The sequence below is a fragment of the Streptomyces sp. NPDC001868 genome, assembly GCF_040297125.1.
GTDB lineage: Bacteria > Actinomycetota > Actinomycetes > Streptomycetales > Streptomycetaceae > Streptomyces.
Genome location: NZ_JBEOYO010000008.1, coordinates 159804 through 178110, shown reverse-complemented (window position 1 = coordinate 178110; position 18307 = coordinate 159804). Strand labels below are relative to the sequence as shown.

Sequence of the window (18307 nt, the reverse complement as noted above, 5' to 3'; positions counted from 1 at the left end):
GGGGCCGGCGTACTCCCCCGCCCCTGCCCCCTCCTCACGCGGCGGAAGCGGGGGCCTCCGCCGTGCTCGGCTCCTGCTCCTCGGCATCGGCGTCGGACCCGGTGGCCCGTGCGGCGGGGATGAACACGGCGACGGCGGCGGCCACCAGCGCGGCACCGCAGCCGATCATCAGGCCGGTACGGAAGCCGGCCTCCGAGGGCAGGCTGAAGCCACCGAGCGTGGTGGTCATCTGGGCGAGGACCACACCGACCACGGCGGCGGCGGTGGAGGTGCCCAGGGCGCGCATCAGCGTGTTGAAGCTGTTGGCGGAGGCCGTCTCGGACAGCGGCACCGCGCTCATGATCAGCGCGGGCATGGCGCCGTACGCGAGGCCGACACCGGAGCTGACGACGAGGGAGACGATCAGCAGACCCCAGGTGGAGCCCATCAGGACGAGCGACAGACCGTAGCCGGTGCTGATCACCAGGGAGCCGGTGACCAGCGTGAACTTGGGGCCCCGGGCGTTGGTGAGCTTTCCGCCGAGCGGGGAGAACGCCATCATCATCAGGCCGGCCGGGGCCATCCACAGCGCCATGGCCAGCATCGACTGGCCCAGACCGTAGCCGGTGGCCTCAGGCAACCTCAGAAGCTGAGGGGTGATCAGCGACTGCGCGTACATGCCGAAGCCGACGAGGACCGAGGCGACATTGGTGAGCAGCACGCGCGGGTGGGCGGTGGTGCGCAGGTCGACCAGTGGCTCGCGGGTGCGCAGCTCCCAGAAGCCCCAGGACAGCAGGAGCACGGCGGCGGCGATGAACAGGCCGAGCGTGACCGCGGAGCCCCAGCCCCAGTCGGCGCCCTTGGACACCGCGAGGAGCAGGCACACCACACCGCCGCCGAGGCCGAAGGCGCCGACGAAGTCGAAGCGCTGCCCCTTGGCGCCGGCGGGGGTCTCGGGGACGAGGAACCAGATCATGGTGGTGACCGCGACGGCCAGACCGGCGGCGCCCCAGAACAGCACCCGCCAGCTGGCGTACTGGGCGACGGAGGCGGCGATCGGCAGACCGAGGCCGGCACCGATACCGAGGGAGGCGCTGACCAGGGCGATGGAGCCGCTGAGCTTCTCCGGCGCGATGACGTCACGCAGCAGGCTGATGCCGAGCGGGACCACGCCCATGCCGATTCCCTGGAGGCCCCGGCCGACGATCATCGGCACGACGGTCGAGGACAGCGCGCAGACCACCGAGCCGATGATCAGCGGGGCACAGCAGACGAGGAGCATGCGCCGCTTGCCGTAGAGGTCGCCGAGACGTCCGCCGATCGGGCCGAAGACCGCTCCCGTCAGCAGCGTCGCGGTGATCACCCAGGAGGCGTTCGCCGCGCTGGTGTCGAGGATCGTGGGCAGCTCGGTGAGCAGCGGTGTCACCAGCGTCTGCATGATCGCGGCGACGATGCCGGCGAGCGCCAGCGTCGCGATGACACCGCCCGGGCGGCTGGCGGGCGGGGGGTTGGCCGTCAAGGAATCCTCCGTGCGATGAATGCGAGGGCATACGTCATGCACCTGACGTGCATCCTACCTGCACCATGCATGGCACACGTCTCGTGCATGATGCACATCGCGGGTACGCTGCCTGATCCGGCGGAGCCCTCCTGCCGGGATGCAAAGATCGCCCTGGCCGTGTCCGCAACGAGGAGGTAGGCGACCGTGGAAGAGCCGACGCGCCGGGTCGAGTACGAGAACATGCTGCTCGGGCGTTACCAGCATCTGAGCCAGAGCAAGGGGCGCCGCAAGGACTCCACGCTGGAGCGCAGCGCGTACATCCTCCTCAGCCGCATCCGTGTCGAGGGGCCGATGTCCATCAGTGAGCTGAGCGACGCCTTCGGCCTCGACGCCTCCACCCTGCGCCGCCAGACCGCCGCCACCCTGCGGGCCGGGCTGGTCGAGCACGTCCTCGACCCGGAGGGCGGTGTGGCGCGGAAGTTCCGTATCACCGAGGAGGGCGAGCGCAGGCTGGACGAGGAGCGGGAGGGCAACGTCCGCAGCCTCGCCGTGGTGCTGGCCGACTGGTCGGACGAGGACATCGCCGGGTTCGCCGACTATCTGGAGCGCTTCAACACCAGCATCGAGCGGCTGCACGGCAAGACTTGGCCGCGCCCGTAGCCGCCGGCGCCCCGCCGGGTAGCCTCGGGGGCATGCGGATCTCCGTCTCCTCGGACATGGACGAGCCCGTCGCCCGCTTCCTCCTTACGGAGTTGCGCGGCCGGGGCCACGAGGTACTGACCCATGGCGCGCTGCGCGCCGGGGACGACTCCCAGTGGGCCGTCTGCTCGGAGGCGGCGGCGCGCGAGGTCGCCTCCGGTGTGTCGGACCAGGCCGTGGTGTGCTGCTGGACGGGCACCGGCGCGTCGATCGCCGCGAACAAGGTGCCCGGGGTGCGGGCCGCGCTGTGCACGGACGCGTACACGGCCGACGGTGCCCGCCGCTGGAACGACGCCAATGTCCTGGCGATCGGGCTGCGGCTGACCTCCGAGCCGCTGCTCAAGGAGATCCTCGACGCCTGGTTCGCCGCCGAGGCCAGCCAGGACGCCGACGACCGGGCGAACGTGGCCCGTGTCGGGCGGCTCGACGTCAGTAGGGGTACCGGCCGGACCGGATGAAGACGGGCCGGGCCCACGGCGGCGGTTCGGGCGGGGCCTCGGGCGGTCCCGATGCCTTCGGCGCGGCGGCCCGGGTCGGTGCGTGCCCCGGCGGGAAGCCGCGCGTGGTGTCGGCGGCCCTGAGCGCCGCCACGAAGGACAGACAGGAGTCGTAGCGGTCGTCCGGGGACTTGGCCAGCGCCGTCGCCAGCACCCCGTCCACGGCCGGCGGCAGATCGGGGCGTCCGTCGGTCAGGGGAGGCGGCTCGTCGTACTGATGGGCCCACAACAGGGCCATGTCGTCGTCCCGTTGGAAGGGCGGCCGGCCCGCGAGGGTCTCGTGGACGACGCAGGCGAGGCTGTAGACGTCGCAGCGGCCGTCGACGGGCTTGCCCGAGATCTGCTCCGGTGCCACGTAGTCGAGGGTCCCCACGAACTGGCCGACGCTGGTGAACCCCGTCAGGGACAGCGACTTCTTCGTCAGGCCGAAGTCCGTGAGATAGACGTGCTCGGGGTGGTCGCTGTCGGTGCCCTGCGCGACCAGGATGTTGCCGGGCTTCACGTCCCGGTGCACCAGACCGTGATCGTGCGCCGCGTCGAGCGCGGAGGCGACCTGGGCGGCGATCCGGACGGCGGTCGTGACCGGCAACGGGCCCTCCCGGTCCAGGAGATGCCGCAGATCGCTGCCGGCGACGTACCGCATGGCGATGTAGAGGACACCGTCCGTCTCCCCCGCCTCGAAGACGGGCACGATGTGCGGATGGTCGATGGCGGCGGCCACCCGTGACTCGTGGGTGAAGCGGCGCCGGAACGTGTCGTTGCGGGCCAGTTCCGGGGCGAGCAGCTTCAGCGCGACCGTCCGTTCCAGCCGCAGGTCCATCGCCTGGTAGACGACGGCCATGCCGCCCCGGCCGATCTCGCGTTCGATGCGGTAGCTCGCGATCTGCCGTCCGACCAGCTCGGAGGGGCGCCCCGCGTACGGCTGGGTGTCACTCATCACGGGTCACCGGCGGGACCAGACGGGTGGGTTCGTGATCCCTCGGCCCGTGATCCTTCGGCCCGTGATCCTTCGGCCCGTTGTCTCTCGGCCCGTGATCCGCGGGAGGCCGACCGGCCGGGCGGTCCTCCACCGGATGGCCCTCCGCCGGTCCGTGTTCGGTCTCGGGTTCCCCTACGACCCTGGTGGGCTCCGGGGTGGAGGCCGCGACCGGCGCCACCCGGGGCGCGGCCGGCGGTCGCGGCGCGGCCGGGGTCTCGTGCGGTTCGTCGCCCACGGCGAACGTGCTCAGCCGGGCCCCGTCGCAGTACACCCACCGTTCGTGCGCGGCGTCGAACAGCCACAGGGACTCGCCGTCGACGACGACACCGATCCGCAGCCCCTTCGTACGGTCCCGGAAGGACTCGCGGTCGCGGTGCCCGGCGGCCAGGGCCTCCGCCTCGGTGCGGTACCGCGTCAGGGCCTCCTCGACCCGGGCCAGCAGCGGACGCGGGTCGGCCGTGCGGGTGGCGTCCGCGCCGGCGGCGGGCGGGTCCTGGGGTACGGAGACGAGGAGGCGGCCGTCGATCCAGGCGGACCAGCCGTTGGCGCACAGGACCCGGCCCCAGTCGCCGCGCCGCTCCAGCAACTGCACGGGCAGCAGGGCGTCGAGGGCCACGGTGGGATACGACGGGTCGGGGGCCTCCCAGGCGGGCAGACCGCCCGGCGGGACGACATGGGTGGGGAGGAATCCCGGGGTCGTCATCGCGGCTACTTCCGCATCACCGCGGGTTCGCGGCGGCGCAGCAGCCGGACGACGAGCCAGCCGCAGAGCAGGGAGAGGACGACGAGCATCCCCATGTCGAGCAGCCACACGCCCGCCGAATGCTCGAACAGCGGGTCCGTCGTGTCGGGGACGATCCGTTCGAGGTCGATCGTGCCGGCCATCGCGGCGAACGCCCACCGCGACGGCACCAGCCACGCCAGCTGTTCGAGGACGATCGTGCCCTTCACATCCAGCAGCGCACCGCAGAACACGACCTGGACGATCGCGAGGAGCACCAGCAGCGGCATGGTGACCTCCTCCTTGCGGACCAGCGCGGAGACGACCAGGCCGAGCATCATCGCGGTGAACGCGAGCAGTGCCACGGCGACCGTGATCTCGACCAGGGGCGGCATCAACACCCCTTCGCCGCCGGGGGCGTTGAGGTCGACGCCGAGCAGGGCGACCAGGGTGAGGACGACCGCCTGGAGCACGGTGACGGTGCCGAGGACGACGACCTTGGACATCAGGTACGCGGATCTGGACAGGCCGACGGCTCGTTCCCGCCGGTAGATCACCCGTTCCTTGACCAGTTCGCGCACGGCGTTCGCCGCACCCGTCAGCACCCCGCCCACACACAGGATGAGCAGCGCGTTCATGGCGGTCTCCCGGTCCAGGGTGCTCCCCGCGAGCGCCCTGGCCATCGCGCCCATCACGAACGGCAGCGCGATCATGATGGCGAGGAAGGTGCGGTCGGCGCTCAGCGCGGCCGCGTACCGGCGGACCAGGGTGCCCAGTTGGGCGCCCCAGCTCTGCGGTTTGGGCGGCGGCGGTGCCGCGGCGACCGGTTCCAGGTCGGGCAGATACGGCTGTTCCATGGCGGCGGTGACGTACTGGCGCTGGAAGGGCGAGTCGCGGTACTCCCCCGCCCAGTCCCGCTCCTGGTCCCGTTCGAAGGCCTCGAAGGCTTCCGGCCACTGCTCGAACCCGAAGAAGGCGAGGGTGTCGTCCGGCGGCCCGTAGTAGGCGACCTTGCCGCCGGGCGCGAGGACGAGGAGGCGGTCGCAGACGTCGAGGCTGAGGACGCTGTGGGTGACGACGATGACGGTGCGGCCGTCGTCGGCGAGGCCGCGCAGCATGTGCATCACCGAGCGGTCCATGCCCGGGTCGAGGCCTGAGGTCGGTTCGTCGAGGAACAGCAGGGAGGGTTTCGTCAGCAGTTCCAGGGCGACACTGACCCGCTTGCGCTGGCCGCCGGAGAGGCTGTGGATGGGCTGGCCGGCGCGCTGTTCGAGGCCCAGTTCGCGGATCACCTCGTCGACCCGGTCCCGTCGCTCGGCCTTCGCGGTGTCCTGCGGGAAGCGGAGTTCGGCGGCGTAGGAGAGGGCCCTGCGGACGGTCAGCTGGGCGTGCAGGATGTCGTCCTGCGGGACCAGACCGATGCGCTGGCGCAGTTCCGCGTAGTCGCGGTAGAGGTCGCGGCCGTCGTAGAGGACCGTGCCGCTGTCGGCGGGGCGCTGTCCGGTGAGGGCGTTCAGGAGGGTGGACTTGCCGGCGCCGCTCGGGCCGACGACGGCGAGGAGGCATTTCTCGCCGACCGGAAACGTGACCCTGTCCAGCAGGGTCTTCCGGCCGCGGTCGACGGCGACGGTGAGTTCCTGGACATCGAGGGAGACCTCACCGGTGTCGACGTACTCCTGGAGCTCGTCGCCGACCAGGCAGAACGCGGAGTGCCCGATACCGACGATGTCACCGGGAGTGACCGGGGCCTGATCGACGGGCGTGCCGTTGAGGAAGGTGCCGTTGTGGCTGCCGAGGTCGACGATCTCGTACGTGCCCTCCGGCCGCGCCCGGAGCTCCGCGTGCCGGCGGGAGACGACGAGGTCGTCGATGACCAGGTCGTTGTCGGCGGCGCGGCCGATACGGACGGTTCGCTGGGGCAGCGGGCGGACGCTGGTGGGCTGCCGGAAGGTGCCGGTGGAGGCGGGGTGGAAGACACCGGAGGGGCGCTCGGGGGCGGGGCCGGTGAGCACGGCGCGGGGGCCGTCGGGGAGGCTCCCGAAGTGGATGACGGTGCCGGGTCCGACGTCCCACTCGTGGACGCGGTGGCCGTCGGCGTAGGTGCCGTTGGTGCTGTTCTCGTCCTCGATCGTCCAGTGGCCGGCCTCGGCCCGCAGCACCGCGTGGTGCCAGGAGACCCGGTCGTCGTCGAGGAAGACGTCACTGAGCGGGTCGCGTCCCACGTGGTAGGCGTGGCTCGGGGTCATCACGGTGGAGCCCGTCTCGGTCTCCAGCACGAGTTCGGGCGCAGTCGGTGCGATCGACCGCTCTGCCATGCCGAAAATTCTACCGATTCGTACGGATATGCGCGCCCGGCCGCCTCGGCGAGGACCGGCGGCGGGCCGGCCGCGGGCCGGCGGGCCGACGAACCCTGCCGCCCCCGGATCAGGCGGCGGGGGCGGCGATTCTCTGGGCGATGCGCTGCATACGGACGGCGTCGACGGACTCCGCGAGCAGCTCGTACTCCGTGGTGTCGTCGTTGGTGGCGATCCGGACCATGTTCCCGGCGGCCAACTCCTCGGCGACCAGCTGCTGTTGTCCGTCGTCGGTGGACCAGGCGCGCAGCTGGCTCGGTACGTCCGGAACGGTCTCGGCGACCGGGACGACCGCGTTCGGGGGGAAGTTCGGGTTCTCGGGTCGCGGGTCGAGGCGTTCGGCGATCCATAACGCGCGGTCGCGCATCCACCACAGGGCCAGCGCCAGCGTGGGGGCGCGATAGGTACCGAGGGGCACACCGACGCGCCGGCCGTCGCACCAGCCGTACGCGGTGACATGGCACAGGAATTCGTCGTGCACGCTTCGCTCCCCCGATCGCACCGCCGACCCGCCCGGCCCCACTCGCCGCGCAGCCTTGCTTCCGCCTCACAGATTTGCTGGTCGTGCGCATCCGGCGACCCAGTCGTCACGCACAGTGACGCGGTGAACGCGCACGGGGGCGCGTTCGTTCATGACTCAATCGCCCTGTCAGTCGAGTATCGACACTCCTGACGCTCTGTCACCATGCCAATTCAGCCAGTCTCCTGGCATATGCGAGCGTGTGATTGGCCGAAACGATGCGGAGGGGGCGCTGACCGGGGGTTCCTGGGGGCCGGGGGGGAGGGCGGGGGTGGTTCCGGGCGCGATCGTCGCCGTTCCATACGGATGGCTTCGGCGGAGTGTTCAACGGACATGGTCGGGTCGGGGTGCGTTGTCGAGTGCGGCCCGGTGGGGCTTCTCGCGCAGTTCCCCGCGCCCCTAAAGATTCAGGCCCCTGCGGGCCTGAAAAGACCACGGCAGGCCCCGCCGGCCTGAGAAGCGACGGGGCGGAGCCCCCGCTTTTCAGGGGCGCGGGGAACTGCGCGAGAAGCCCCACCGGGCCGCGGGTGACCCGAGGCCGGACAGGAAACTAGCCCTTGCCCTCGATGATCGCGTCGATGCGGCTCAGCTCGTCCGCCTCGAAGTCGAGGTTGTCGATGGCGCCCACACTGTCCTCGATCTGCCGCGCACTGCTCGCCCCGACGAGCGCGGAGGTGACCCGCCCGCCGCGCAGCGTCCAGGCCAGGGCGAGCTGGGCCAGGGTCTGGCCGCGGGACTCGGCGACCTCGTTCAGCGCGCGCAGCCTGCCCACCAGGTCCTCGGTGACGGCGTCGGAGTTCAGGAAGGGGCTGTCGCTCGCGGCACGCGACCCCTCCGGGATGCCGTCGAGGTAGCGGGAGGTCAGCAGGCCCTGCTCCAGCGGGGAGAAGACGATGGAGCCGACCTGGAGCTCGTCGAGGGCGTCGAGCAGACCCTCGCTCTCGGGGCGCCGGTCGAGCATCGAGTAGCGCGGCTGGTGGATGAGCAGCGGCGTGCCCAGCTCGCCCAGGATGCGGGCGGCCTCACGGGTCTGCTCGGCCGAGTAGTTGGAGACACCGACGTACAGCGCCTTGCCCTGCTGGACCGCCGAGTGCAGCGCGCCCATCGTCTCCTCCAGCGGAGTCTCCGGGTCCGGGCGGTGCGAGTAGAAGATGTCGACGTAGTCGAGGCCCATCCGCTTCAGGCTCTGGTCGAGCGAGGAGAGCACGTACTTCCGGGAACCCCACTCGCCGTACGGGCCGGGCCACATCAGATAGCCGGCCTTGGTGGAGATGACCAGCTCGTCGCGGTACGGCGCGAAGTCGTCCTTGAGGGCCTCGCCGAGGGCGGACTCGGCGGAGCCGGGGGGCGGGCCGTAGTTGTTGGCGAGGTCGAAATGGGTGACGCCCAGATCGAAGGCGCGGCGCAGGATCGCGCGCTGTGTCTCGACGGAGCGGTCGGGGCCGAAGTTGTGCCACAGGCCGAGCGACAGCGCGGGAAGTTTCAGGCCGCTGCGTCCGGTGCGCCGGTAGGGCATGTCCGCGTAGCGGTCGGGGTGTGCGGTGTACAACGCGACTCCAGAGAGGTTGGCACGGTGGGACCGAAGTCCCCGAGAACCGGTGTCCACTCTTTCGCGACCTGGGGGCATTGGTCCAACAGAAGAATCCGATGGGATTCAGCGCCTACGCTTCTCAGTCATGGAACTCCGCCACCTCCAGCACTTCGTCGCGGTCGCCGAGGAGGAGCACTTCACCCGGGCCGCCGAACGCCTGCTGGTCTCCCAGTCGGGTCTGTCCGCCTCCGTACGGGCCCTGGAGCGCGAGCTGCAGACGCCGCTGTTCGTACGGACGACCCGCAAGGTGATGCTCACCCCGGCCGGGCGGGCGCTGCTGACCGAGGCGGAGCGGATCCTCGCGCAGGTGCGGTCGGCCCGGGAGGCGGTGGCCGCCGTGCAGGGCGTGCTGCGCGGCATGCTCGCGCTCGGGTCCGAGCAGTGTGTGGCCGGGCTGCATGTGGCGGGGCTGCTCGCCTCGTTCCGGCGTCTGCACCCGGATGTGGAGATCTGTCTGCGGCAGGCGGGCTCCGGCGCGCTCGCGGAGGAGGTCGCGAGCGGGCGGCTCGATCTGGCGTTCGCCGTGCGGACGGCGCAGGAGGACACCGACCAGCTGCGGGTCGTCCCGCTGTCCAGCGAGCCGATGACCGTCCTGTGCCACCCCAGTCACCGCCTCGCGCAGGCCGGGGCCGCGGTGACCCCGGAGGAGCTGGGCGGCGAGGTCTTCGTCGACTTCCACCCGGACTGGGGCCCACGCCGCACCACCGACGCGGTCTTCGCCGCCGCGGGCGTCCGCCGCGCGGTCGCCCTGGAGGTCAACGATGTGCACAGCCTCCTCGAACTCGTCGACGAGAACCTCGGCGTCGCCGTCGTCCCCCGTCACTTCCGGCACAAGCGCGACTCCCTCACCGCCCTCGCCGTCAAGGGCACCGGCGAGACCGTGTACGAGACGGTGGCCCTGCTGCCGTCCCCGCAGGCCACCAGCCCGGCGGCCCGCGCCCTGATGGAACTGCTGGATCCGCCGGTCGGGGGCCCCGAGGTCACTCGGTGACGGAGACCCACCGGCGGTTCAGGGTGTCGTACTCGTAGCGCGGCAGGCCCTTGATCCCGGTCGTACGGAACGGACGGCCGTCGTCGTCGATCCGGATGGTGCCGGTACGGCCCTCGGAGGACCACTCCAGCTCCAGGTACCAGCTGCAGTCACAGGTCTCGGTCTTGGCGGAGACCATCAGCACCTCCGGGTCGTCGGCCGACACGCGGTACGGAAGGCGCACGGCCGGGATCCGTACGTCCAGGTCGGCGCCGTCGACCGGGCGGGCGATCGGCCGGTCCTTGTCCAGGTCCACGTCGAAGTACCGGGGGCTGACCCGTCCGCCGCAGCCCTGGTCCATCGCGTAGGCGTTGCCCTCGGTGGGAGCGCCGCGTCCGACGACCCGCACGCGCAGCGCCGTCAGCACGACGGCCGTGGACTTCTTCCCCTGCACCGTGATCTCCACGATCGTGTTCCGCCCGTGCACCCCCCGCTGCGTCGCGACCCAGGCGCCCGCGTCCTGCGGGGCCGGCGGCGGGGGCACCTCCTTCGGCGGTTTGGCGATGACGTAGTCGTGACCGCAACCCAGGTTCCAGATCTGGGAGTTCGCCGTCCAGGTAAGGGGGATTCCGGTGGCCGGGGGCTTGCGCTCCCCGGTGTCCTCGTCCTTCGGGGGGGTGCCTTCGGGCTTGTCACTGGGCGTGGGTGTGGGCGTGCCCGAAGGGCTCTTCGGGGCCTCGATGTCCGGCGAGGGCGACGGGCTCGTGGGCGCGGCCGACGGGCGCTGGGCCGCCGATGTCGTACGGGAGGGGGTCGGGGTGCCGCCCTGCCCGGTGCTGTCCGCCGGGGAACGGCCGGACGGCAGGGCGGCGAGGCCGCCCAGGGTGGCGAGGAGCACGGCGGCGACGGCCGCGCTGACGAGGGTGCGCCGACGGCGGTGCCAGGGGCGGCGGGACGAGGGTGGTTCCGTGGGCGCGGCCGACTCGGCGTGAGCCTCGGACGGGGCGGACTTGCCGGGCTCCTCGGACGGCACCGACCCGGCGTGCTCCTCGGACGGCACCGACCCGGCGGGTTCCTCGGGCGGCACCGACCCGGCGGGTTCCTCGGGCGGCACCGACTCGGCCTGCTCCTCGGGCGGCGCCGTTTCGGTCGGCTGGGCCGGCTCCGGCGTCGAGGAGGCTGCCCCGCCCGTACGCGCCCGCTGCCGTGCCGCCACCGCCAGCAGCCACAGCCGGTGCAGTTCCAGCCGCTCCTCCCCCGTCGCCCCGCAGAGCGCGGCGAAGCGCTCGACGGGCGCGAAGTCGAGCGGGACGGTGTCCCCCGCGCAGTAGCGGTGCAGCGTGGAGGTGTTCATGTTGAGGCGGCGGGCCAGCTGGCCGTAGCTGCGGTCCGTGCGTTCCTTGATGCGCGTGAGCGACGCCGCGAATTCCTGAACGTCGTCCGGTACTGCCGACACTGTTCTCCCACGTCCCTCCACGTCCCGGGACGGCATCCCAGGCACTCCCTGTAGGTGCACGTCAGAAGGGCTGGGATGGTTCCATGGGCCCGGATCGGGCGCGGGCCGTTGCGCTCACACCGGGTGACGGCCGATGCTCTTGGTGTCACACCGACCAGGGCCGGACGGACCATCCGGCGTCGGCGGCGAAGACACACCACGCAGTCATCCACGTGCTCATCCACGTGCTCATTCATGTACGCATTCACGTACTCGTCCCGGGGGACATCCATGCTCAAGCACACCCGAGCCCGCACGCTCACCGCACTCGCCGTGGCGGGCCTCACCGCGCTCTCCGCACTCGCCGCCGGCGCCGTACCGGCCGCCGCCGCGAAGGCGAGCGGCGCGCCGAAGTACCTGTCGGCGAACGAACTGCCGCCGTACCTCTCCTCCACATGGACGGCGGGCAAGATCGAGGACGGTGTCCCCGAGGGGCTCCAGTACTGCCTGGGCGACGCGTTCCTGGCCTACGACGTCAACCACCGCTCCTTCCGGACGGACCTGGAGGCGGGTGCCACGCAGACGGTCGTCGTCACCGGCAGCGACAGCAAGGCCAAGGCGCTCGCCACGCGGCTGAACAAGGACTTCCAGAAGTGCGTGAGTGAGTCCTCCGACCCGGACGTCGAGGTCGAGTACCGGGACCTCGGGACGCTGCCGGTCGAGGAGGGCGCCCGCGTCCACGGGGTGGCCAGTGTCGCGTCCTGGGGGGCGATGGACCTGCGGCTCCTGTCCGTGGGCCGGGACGGCCGGACCGTCACCGTCGTGGACTACGGGCAGTTCGGCGGTTTCAAGAAGGCACCGGTCAAGGCCTTCAAGAAGACGACGACCACCGCCGTCAACAAGCTCTACTGACCGGAACCAGAGACTCGGCGCCGGAAACACGGCACCGGAAAACGGGGAACACGAACATGACCAGCACGCGCACCACCCGCACCACCCGCCGTACCGCTCTGGCGGCGGGCCTCGCCCTGGCCCTCGGCCTCGGCGTCACGGCCACCGCGTCCGCCGGCGGCCCGCGCACCGTCACCGGCGGGCCGGAGGACCCGATCACCCGCATCGCCGACTTCTACGGCGCCTACATCGACGCCCAGAGCGACCCGGAGGGCGGCGGCAAGCTCGCCGAGGAGCTGCGGAAGTACTACCTGACGCCCGCTCTGCGGAAGGAGCTCAAGGCCTGGGAGGCCAAGAACAACGCGGACGGCGTCCTGCGCGCCCAGAACGTCCCCGTCCGGTGGAAGGTCACCGACAACGGCACCGCGAACCACACCGAGGCCGGTATCACCTTCACCTGGGGCAACGGCAGGACCACCAAGCTGGTCGTCGACATGAACCGCAGCCTCAAGATCTTCCACATCGGCGCCAAGGGGGCCGCAGGAAGCTGACGGGTTCCCGACGGTGGGCGTCGGGGAGCGGTGCGGGCACGGCCGTGATGGTCGATGGTGGACGTATGGATGTCAGTGACGTTCTCCTCGACGCGTTCGGCCGGATCAAGGAGGAGGTGCACTCCGCCGTGGACGGACTGTCCCCGGCGGACCTCCACGCCCGCCCGGCCCCCGACGCCAACTCCGTGGCCTGGCTGGTCTGGCATCTCACCCGGATCCAGGACGACCACCTGGCCGACGCCTCAGGGCTCGACCAGGTCTGGCTGTCCCAGGGCTGGGAGAAGCGCTTCGGGCTCGGTCTGCCGGCCCGGGACACGGGCTACGGGCACAGCCCCGCGCAGGTGGCCGAGGTACGGGTCGAGTCGGCCGACCTGCTGACCGGATACCACGACGCCGTGCACGAACAGACGCTCGCGTTCGTGCGCGGCCTCGGGGCCGACGACCTGGACCGGATCGTGGACGAGCGGTGGACGCCGGCCGTCACCCTCGGTGTACGGCTGGTCAGTGTCCTGGCCGACGATCTCCAGCACGTCGGCCAGGCGGCTTACGTACGAGGGCTGATACGGCGGATGCCGCGCGGTCAGCGCGAGGACGCCGAGGCGTAGCGCGGCAGGACGACGTCCTCGATGAGGGCGTTGCGCTCGTCGAACGGGAGGAAGGCGCTCTTGAGGGCGTTGACGGTGACCGTGCGCAGGTCGTCGAGGGTCCAGCCGGCGTCCTCGACGAGCAGGGTCATCTCGCGGGTCATGGTGGTGCCCGAGACCAGACGGTTGTCGGTGTTGAGGGTGACGCGGAAGCCGAGGTCCTTCAGCGCCGTGATCGGGTGCCCGGCGATGGAAGTGGCCGCGCCGGTCTGGAGGTTGGAGGTGGGGCACATCTCCAGGGCGATCCGGCGGTCGCGGACCCAGGACGCGAGGCGGCCGAGCTTGCCGTCGACGATGTCCTCGGTGATACGGACGCCGTGGCCGATGCGCTGGGCGCCGCAGACCTGGAGGGCCTGGTGGATGCTGGGCAGGCCGTGGGCCTCGCCGGCGTGGATGGTGAAGGGCACGCTCTGGCGGCGCAGGTGCTCGAAGGCGGCCAGGTGGTCGGCGGGCGGGAAGCCGTCCTCGGCACCCGCGATGTCGAAGCCGACGACGCCCGCGTCCCGGAACGCCACCGCCAGATCGGCGGCCTCGCCGACCCGGTCGAACATACGCATGCCGCACAGCAGCGTGCCGACGCGGACCGGCGTGCCCTGGGCCGCCGCCTTGGCCATACCGGCGGCCAGCCCCTCCTGCACGGTCTCCACGACCTCGCCCATCGTGAGCCCGCCCCGCGTGTTCAGCTCGGGGGCGTAGCGCACCTCGCCGTAGACGACACCGTCGGCGGCCAGGTCGAGCACATACTCCTCGGCGGCCCGCAGCAGTCCCTCGCGGGTCTGCAGCACGGCGAGGGTGTGCTCGAAGGTGGCTATGTAGCGCACCAGGTCACCGGAGTTGGCCGCCTCGTAGAACCAGGCGGCGAGGGCCTCCGGGTCGGTCTCCGGGAGGGTGTGACCGACCTCCGCCGCGAGCTCCACGAGCGTGGCGGGGCGCAGACCGCCGTCGAGGTGGTCGTGCAGGACGGCCTTGGGGAGGCTGCGGATGGTGTCGGCGTCGATGCGGGGCGCGGTCATGGCGTTCGTTCCTCGGCAGGTGGTGCGGTGCGGTGGGGTGGGTACGGCGGTCGGGGGGTGGCTCAGGCGGTGGCCGGCTGGAGGAGGTCCCAGCGGTTCCCGTACAGGTCCTCGAAGACGGCGACCGAGCCGTACGGCTCGTGGCGCGGCTCCTCCAGGAACCTGACGCCGGCGGCCAGCATCCGGGCGTGGTCGCGGGCGAAGTCGTCGGTGTGCAGGAAGAACCCCACGCGTCCGCCGGTCTGGTCGCCGACCCGGCCGCGCTGGGCGTCGTCCTTGGCCTTGGCGAGCAGCAGTCCGCCGCCCTGTCCCTCGCTCCCCGGTTCGACGACGACCCACCGGCCGCCGCCGGGCCTCGGTTCGTCCTCGACGAGCGTGAAGCCGAGCGCCTCGGTGTAGAAGCGGATCGCCTCGTCGTAGTCGCCGACCACGAGGGTGACCAGGGCTATGCGTCTCATCGGGGCCTCTCGGGTAGCTCGGGGTTCCCGGGAGGTTATACGTAACACGCGTCGGACGGCAAATGGCATTCTCCGGGTACGGCGCGAGGGGTTCCGCCCGTACGGCGCGAGGGGTGCCCCCTGGCACGACGGAGGCCCCCTGCGCGGCAGGGGGCCTCGGGAGTCGGGAGGGAGCCGGGTGGGCCGGAGCCCGGGATCACTCGCCCGGCGACACCTTGCGCAGGGCGGCGATGCAGGTGTTCAGCGCCTGCTGGAGGTCTTCGAGGCGCTGGAGCATGTCGTCCTCGTAGATGGCGTCGAGGTCGACGGCGTCGTCGAGGGTCAGCTCCTCGAACACCTTCGTGGCCTTCTGGAGGCTGCTGTAGAACTTCGTCCGGCGCTCCTGGACCCGCAGTTCGGGGTCCGACTCGACGGTCTGGACGACGAGTTCCTTGACGGTGTCGTAGGCCTCCGACGCCCACTCGCCGGTGTCCTCGTCGTCGTCCAGCTCGTCGATGAGGGACAGATGCCGCTCGGCCTCGGCGCGCAGCTCGGCGGTGGCGTCGATCACCTGGCCGGCCGGGGTCTTGACCTGGCCGTTCTCGACGATCTGCCGGACGTAGCCGATCCGGCTGGCCGCCTGGGTCTCGTTCGCGACGGCCTTCTTCAGCTCGTCGGTGCGGGCGATGTCACGGGCCAGTTCCGTCTGGAGGGAGGGGTCCTCCTTGAGGCGGTCCAGGAGCGCGGTGCGGGCGGCCTGCGCGGTGGACGGGTCGGCGAGGATCGCGGCGCGCAGCGCGGTGGGGTTCTCGGCGACCTCCAGCGCCTTGGTCGGGCGGATGCCCTCGGCCTCGGCCGCCGCCGTGATCGCGGTGCCGCGGTCGGAGGTCGCGCTCGACCGGGAGCTGTAGTACGACAGCCACACGTCGGAGTCCGGGAGGTCGATCTCCGCGCCGGGGGCCAGCGCCTCGAAGTGCGGGACCATGCCGTCGTCGGCCGCCTTGTCCCACGCCTTGTAGTAGCGCATGACCCGCTCGGGCGAGCACCCGGCCAGCTCGGCGAACTGCTTCGCCGACACCTTCGGCGTCTCGCCCGCCGTCTCCCCACCGGGCCGCACGCTCCGCGCCACCTTCAGCGCGAACGCCCAGCCGCCGGTGCGCGCGTACTCCCCGAACTCGCGGGCGTCGCGGGCGACTTGCTCGTCCACGGCGTCGACGGGGGTGTCGTCGCCGGCCGCGTCCTCAGGAGTCTCAAGGGTCTCGGGGGCCTCCTCGGCCTGGGTCTGCCCCTCGACCTGGGTCTGTCCCTCGGCCGCGACCGGCTCGACCCAGAAGCCCTCGTCCTGCGCCGGGATTCCCCCGGTGGCCTCCGGTGTGGTGGTCGTCTCGTCGGCGGGCGGTACGGCCGATGCGGAGTGGGCGGTGGCTACGCTCACGGATGACTCTCCCGGGTGGTGACGAACGGCAGGGACAGAACAGGCAGCCTATATGAACCCGTTGATGCTGCTTTGCCCCGCGCCGTGATCGTCTCCGAGGTCGTCGCCGCAGTCTCGCACGTGCCGGGCACGCCGCCCGCCGGGTCGGCCGGATGGACGAACCTGACGGACGGGTGCGCTCGTTCGACTCAGCAGTACAGGTTGCCGCCCGCCGAGGTGCCCAGTATCTGGACGAAGCGCTGGTACGCGCTCACTCGGCTCTGCACCTGCGCGGGGTTCTTGCCGTCGCATTCCAGCGAGCCGTTGATGCTGCGGATCGTGTGCCCGAAGCCGGCGCTGTTGACCATGGCGTTGTGGCCGGTCATGGTGCCGGGTCCCTTCTGGGTGTTCCAGTACCACAGGGCGGTCTTCCAGGCGACGGCCGCGTCGTTCTGCACCAGCCAGGGGTTGCCCAGGAGGTTCAGGCCGAGCGCGTCGCCGGCCGCCTTGTAGTTGAAGTTCCAGCTGAGCTGGATGGGGCCGCGCCCGTAGTAGGCCGCCTGTCCGGCCGGGCAGCCGTACGACTGGCTCCAGTCGCAGTAGGTGGGGTAGTTGGCGGTGTTCTGCTCGACGATGTGGACGAGCCCGCCGGTCTCGTGGTTGACGTTGGCGAGGAAGGCGGCGGCCTCCTGCTTCTTGACGGTGTCGCTGCCGGTGGTGGCGAAGGCCGGGTAGGCGCTCATGGCCGCCCGCAGCCCGCTGTACGTGTAGAACGAGTTCCGGTTCGGGAACATCTGGTTGAACTGCGCCTCGCTCACCACGAACCCGGAGGGGTTGGTGGGACCGTTCTCGCAGGCGTACGGCTCCCAGTACCAGGTGCTGATGGTGGGGTCGTAGCCCGGGTTGTCGTGCTCGGCGATGTACGCCTTGCCGTCGGTGTAGCGCACGATGTTGCCGGTGACGTAGGACCTGCCGGCCACCCAGTTCGGATAGCTCGAACACGGTGCGGCGGACGCGCTCTGGGCGGGCAGCAGAAGGGGGGTGGAACCGCCGATGATCAGGGCGGTCAGTACGGCGGATATGCGGCGCCTCGACACGGGACCAACTCCTCGGTGGAGCACGGCCGCACCCGGGCAAGGGCCCGAAGGGCATGGGTGGGACTGAACCTCGCGCGCACGCGCCGGCGGGGCCGGCCACGGCGTGGGGGCGGCCGTGGTGGGGGGTGGGGGGCACACTCAACCGCGTTGGTCTGTACCAGTCAAGGGTGTAGACCAGTCAACTCGTATGACGCCAGGTCAGGCCGGGGCCCGACCCGGGATCAGGTGCGAGATCAGGCGCGAGGTCAGAGGACAGCCGTCGGATCAGCCGTCGGGGCAGCCGTCGGGTCAGTCGTCGGGGCAGCCGAGCCAGTAGCCGAAGCCGCGCCGGGTGTGGATCAGCGCGGGCTCCTCCTGGTCGATCTTGCGCCTCAGCCGGGCCACGAGCTTCTCGATCGCGCCGTGGGCCCGGTACTCCCCCCAGACGTGCCGGCTGATCTGCTCCTTGGACAGCACCCGTTCCGCGTTCGCCAGCAGATGGCGCAGCAGCCGGTACTCGGCGGGCGTGAGGCAGAGCGGCCTGGTTCCGCGCCGCGCCTCGCACGCGGCGTCGTCCAGGACCAGGTCGCCGTAGCAGGGCATCCCCTCAAGGCGTTCGGGACCGCCCCGACCGCGCAGCAACGCCCGGGCCCGGTCGAGGACTTCGGCGATGCGTACGGGCTTGACGACATAGTCCTCGTCACCGGGCCGCAGGCCGGGGACCAGGTCGTGGAGGGTGTCGCAGGTGGCCAGGAAGAGCAGCGGGGGCCGGTCCGCCGGGATGCCGTACCGGTTCCGTGCCGAGCGCTCCAGGTCCGGGAGCGCGGCGTCCCAGACGATCAGGTCGTACCGGTGGCGGGCGATCCGGGTCGCCCCCTCGGTGCCGGAGACCGCCGCGGCGACCCGGTATCCGGCCAACTCCAGGGTGGTGGTGAGGAGTTCGGTGACGCCGGGGTCGTCCACGACGACCAGGACGTGCTGTGCGTCGTCACGCGGCGACGACGGTTTCCCGGTGAGCAGAGTGCGCATGACAAG

Annotated in this window: 18 protein-coding genes; 6 read left to right on the top strand and 12 right to left on the bottom strand. The window is 71.4% G+C overall.

The features are described 5' to 3' along the window. Positions 1-34 precede the first annotated feature (34 nt). Positions 35-1498 carry an MFS transporter gene (locus tag ABT147_RS12835; protein WP_351404962.1) on the bottom strand — a complete coding sequence of 488 codons (1464 nt, stop codon included), beginning with the start codon at positions 1496-1498 and terminating at the stop codon, positions 35-37. Positions 1499-1684: 186 nt separating this feature from the next. Here ABT147_RS12835 and ABT147_RS12830 point away from each other — a divergent pair, with 186 nt between their 5' ends. Together ABT147_RS12830 and ABT147_RS12825 are read left to right on the top strand one after the other, a co-directional pair. Next, entirely contained in the window at positions 1685-2140 is a 456-nt protein-coding gene (locus tag ABT147_RS12830) for a MarR family winged helix-turn-helix transcriptional regulator (protein WP_351404959.1), read from the top strand. A gap of 32 nt (positions 2141-2172) precedes the next feature. Beyond that, positions 2173-2637: an RpiB/LacA/LacB family sugar-phosphate isomerase gene (locus tag ABT147_RS12825; protein ID WP_351404957.1), complete on the top strand. Its 465-nt coding sequence runs from the start codon at positions 2173-2175 to the stop codon at positions 2635-2637. Here ABT147_RS12825 and ABT147_RS12820 read toward each other — a convergent pair. The 5 genes from ABT147_RS12820 to mgrA all read right to left on the bottom strand — a co-directional run bounded on the left by ABT147_RS12820 (position 2609) and on the right by mgrA (position 8799). After that, the gene (locus ABT147_RS12820) at positions 2609-3613 is read right to left on the bottom strand and encodes a serine/threonine-protein kinase (RefSeq protein ID WP_351404955.1); all 1005 of its coding nucleotides are present in this window, start codon (positions 3611-3613) and stop codon (positions 2609-2611) included. The genes ABT147_RS12825 and ABT147_RS12820 overlap by 29 nt on opposite strands. Further along, positions 3606-4358 (bottom strand): SH3 domain-containing protein, encoded by a 753-nt coding sequence (locus tag ABT147_RS12815; protein WP_351404953.1) that lies wholly within the window; start codon positions 4356-4358, stop codon positions 3606-3608. The genes ABT147_RS12820 and ABT147_RS12815 overlap by 8 nt, the downstream gene beginning before the upstream one ends. Before the next feature lie 5 nt (positions 4359-4363). Continuing rightward, positions 4364-6691 (bottom strand): FHA domain-containing protein, encoded by a 2328-nt coding sequence (locus ABT147_RS12810; protein ID WP_351404951.1) that lies wholly within the window; start codon positions 6689-6691, stop codon positions 4364-4366. A gap of 109 nt (positions 6692-6800) precedes the next feature. Next, positions 6801-7211, bottom strand: coding sequence for a hypothetical protein (locus tag ABT147_RS12805; RefSeq protein ID WP_351404949.1), 411 nt, complete (start codon positions 7209-7211; stop codon positions 6801-6803). A gap of 589 nt (positions 7212-7800) precedes the next feature. Continuing rightward, positions 7801-8799, bottom strand: coding sequence for an L-glyceraldehyde 3-phosphate reductase (mgrA, locus tag ABT147_RS12800; protein ID WP_351404946.1), 999 nt, complete (start codon positions 8797-8799; stop codon positions 7801-7803). Positions 8800-8926: 127 nt separating this feature from the next. Between mgrA and ABT147_RS12795 the strand changes: the two genes are divergently transcribed. Continuing rightward, positions 8927-9832: a LysR family transcriptional regulator gene (locus ABT147_RS12795; protein WP_351404944.1), complete on the top strand. Its 906-nt coding sequence runs from the start codon at positions 8927-8929 to the stop codon at positions 9830-9832. On the opposite strand, the gene ABT147_RS12790 is transcribed toward ABT147_RS12795, so the two are convergent. After that, positions 9822-11267, bottom strand: coding sequence for a helix-turn-helix domain-containing protein (locus tag ABT147_RS12790; RefSeq protein WP_502983081.1), 1446 nt, complete (start codon positions 11265-11267; stop codon positions 9822-9824). The two genes, ABT147_RS12795 and ABT147_RS12790, sit on opposite strands and share 11 nt — an antisense overlap. 270 nt (positions 11268-11537) lie before the next feature. Here ABT147_RS12790 and ABT147_RS12785 point away from each other — a divergent pair, with 270 nt between their 5' ends. The 3 genes from ABT147_RS12785 (at position 11538) to ABT147_RS12775 (ending at position 13293) form a co-directional block, all read left to right on the top strand. Further along, complete coding sequence (locus ABT147_RS12785) at positions 11538-12158, top strand: hypothetical protein (protein ID WP_351404939.1); 621 nt, start codon at positions 11538-11540, stop codon at positions 12156-12158. Positions 12159-12214: 56 nt separating this feature from the next. After that, the gene (locus ABT147_RS12780) at positions 12215-12688 is read left to right on the top strand and encodes a hypothetical protein (RefSeq protein WP_351404938.1); all 474 of its coding nucleotides are present in this window, start codon (positions 12215-12217) and stop codon (positions 12686-12688) included. Positions 12689-12753: 65 nt separating this feature from the next. Further along, the gene (locus ABT147_RS12775; protein WP_351404936.1) at positions 12754-13293 is read left to right on the top strand and encodes a mycothiol transferase; all 540 of its coding nucleotides are present in this window, start codon (positions 12754-12756) and stop codon (positions 13291-13293) included. Here ABT147_RS12775 and ABT147_RS12770 read toward each other — a convergent pair. The 5 genes from ABT147_RS12770 to ABT147_RS12750 all read right to left on the bottom strand — a co-directional run bounded on the left by ABT147_RS12770 (position 13269) and on the right by ABT147_RS12750 (position 18301). Continuing rightward, the gene (locus ABT147_RS12770; RefSeq protein WP_351404934.1) at positions 13269-14345 is read right to left on the bottom strand and encodes an adenosine deaminase; all 1077 of its coding nucleotides are present in this window, start codon (positions 14343-14345) and stop codon (positions 13269-13271) included. The two genes, ABT147_RS12775 and ABT147_RS12770, sit on opposite strands and share 25 nt — an antisense overlap. Before the next feature lie 62 nt (positions 14346-14407). After that, positions 14408-14803, bottom strand: a complete 396-nt coding sequence (locus ABT147_RS12765) for a VOC family protein (RefSeq protein ID WP_351404932.1) — start codon at positions 14801-14803, stop codon at positions 14408-14410. A 196-nt stretch (positions 14804-14999) separates the two neighbouring features. Beyond that, the gene (locus tag ABT147_RS12760; RefSeq protein ID WP_351404929.1) at positions 15000-16217 is read right to left on the bottom strand and encodes a hypothetical protein; all 1218 of its coding nucleotides are present in this window, start codon (positions 16215-16217) and stop codon (positions 15000-15002) included. Positions 16218-16405: 188 nt separating this feature from the next. Continuing rightward, entirely contained in the window at positions 16406-17293 is an 888-nt protein-coding gene (locus ABT147_RS12755) for a glycoside hydrolase family 19 protein (RefSeq protein ID WP_351404928.1), read from the bottom strand. A 288-nt stretch (positions 17294-17581) separates the two neighbouring features. Then, positions 17582-18301 carry a response regulator transcription factor gene (locus ABT147_RS12750; RefSeq protein WP_351404926.1) on the bottom strand — a complete coding sequence of 240 codons (720 nt, stop codon included), beginning with the start codon at positions 18299-18301 and terminating at the stop codon, positions 17582-17584. Between the last annotated feature and the right edge of the window lie 6 nt (positions 18302-18307).

Excerpts from the sequence above, each read along its gene's own strand:
- ABT147_RS12825 (WP_351404957.1), top strand. The coding sequence starts at position 2,173 with ATGCGGATCTCCGTCTCCTCGGACATGGACGAGCCCGTCGCCCGCTTC.
- ABT147_RS12820 (WP_351404955.1), bottom strand. The coding sequence starts at position 3,613 with ATGAGTGACACCCAGCCGTACGCGGGGCGCCCCTCCGAGCTGGTCGGA.
- ABT147_RS12815 (WP_351404953.1), bottom strand. The coding sequence starts at position 4,358 with ATGACGACCCCGGGATTCCTCCCCACCCATGTCGTCCCGCCGGGCGGT.
- ABT147_RS12810 (WP_351404951.1), bottom strand. The coding sequence starts at position 6,691 with ATGGCAGAGCGGTCGATCGCACCGACTGCGCCCGAACTCGTGCTGGAG.
- ABT147_RS12795 (WP_351404944.1), top strand. The coding sequence starts at position 8,927 with ATGGAACTCCGCCACCTCCAGCACTTCGTCGCGGTCGCCGAGGAGGAG.
- ABT147_RS12785 (WP_351404939.1), top strand. The coding sequence starts at position 11,538 with ATGCTCAAGCACACCCGAGCCCGCACGCTCACCGCACTCGCCGTGGCG.
- ABT147_RS12780 (WP_351404938.1), top strand. The coding sequence starts at position 12,215 with ATGACCAGCACGCGCACCACCCGCACCACCCGCCGTACCGCTCTGGCG.
- ABT147_RS12775 (WP_351404936.1), top strand. The coding sequence starts at position 12,754 with ATGGATGTCAGTGACGTTCTCCTCGACGCGTTCGGCCGGATCAAGGAG.
- ABT147_RS12770 (WP_351404934.1), bottom strand. The coding sequence starts at position 14,345 with ATGACCGCGCCCCGCATCGACGCCGACACCATCCGCAGCCTCCCCAAG.
- ABT147_RS12765 (WP_351404932.1), bottom strand. The coding sequence starts at position 14,803 with ATGAGACGCATAGCCCTGGTCACCCTCGTGGTCGGCGACTACGACGAG.
- ABT147_RS12750 (WP_351404926.1), bottom strand. The coding sequence starts at position 18,301 with ATGCGCACTCTGCTCACCGGGAAACCGTCGTCGCCGCGTGACGACGCA.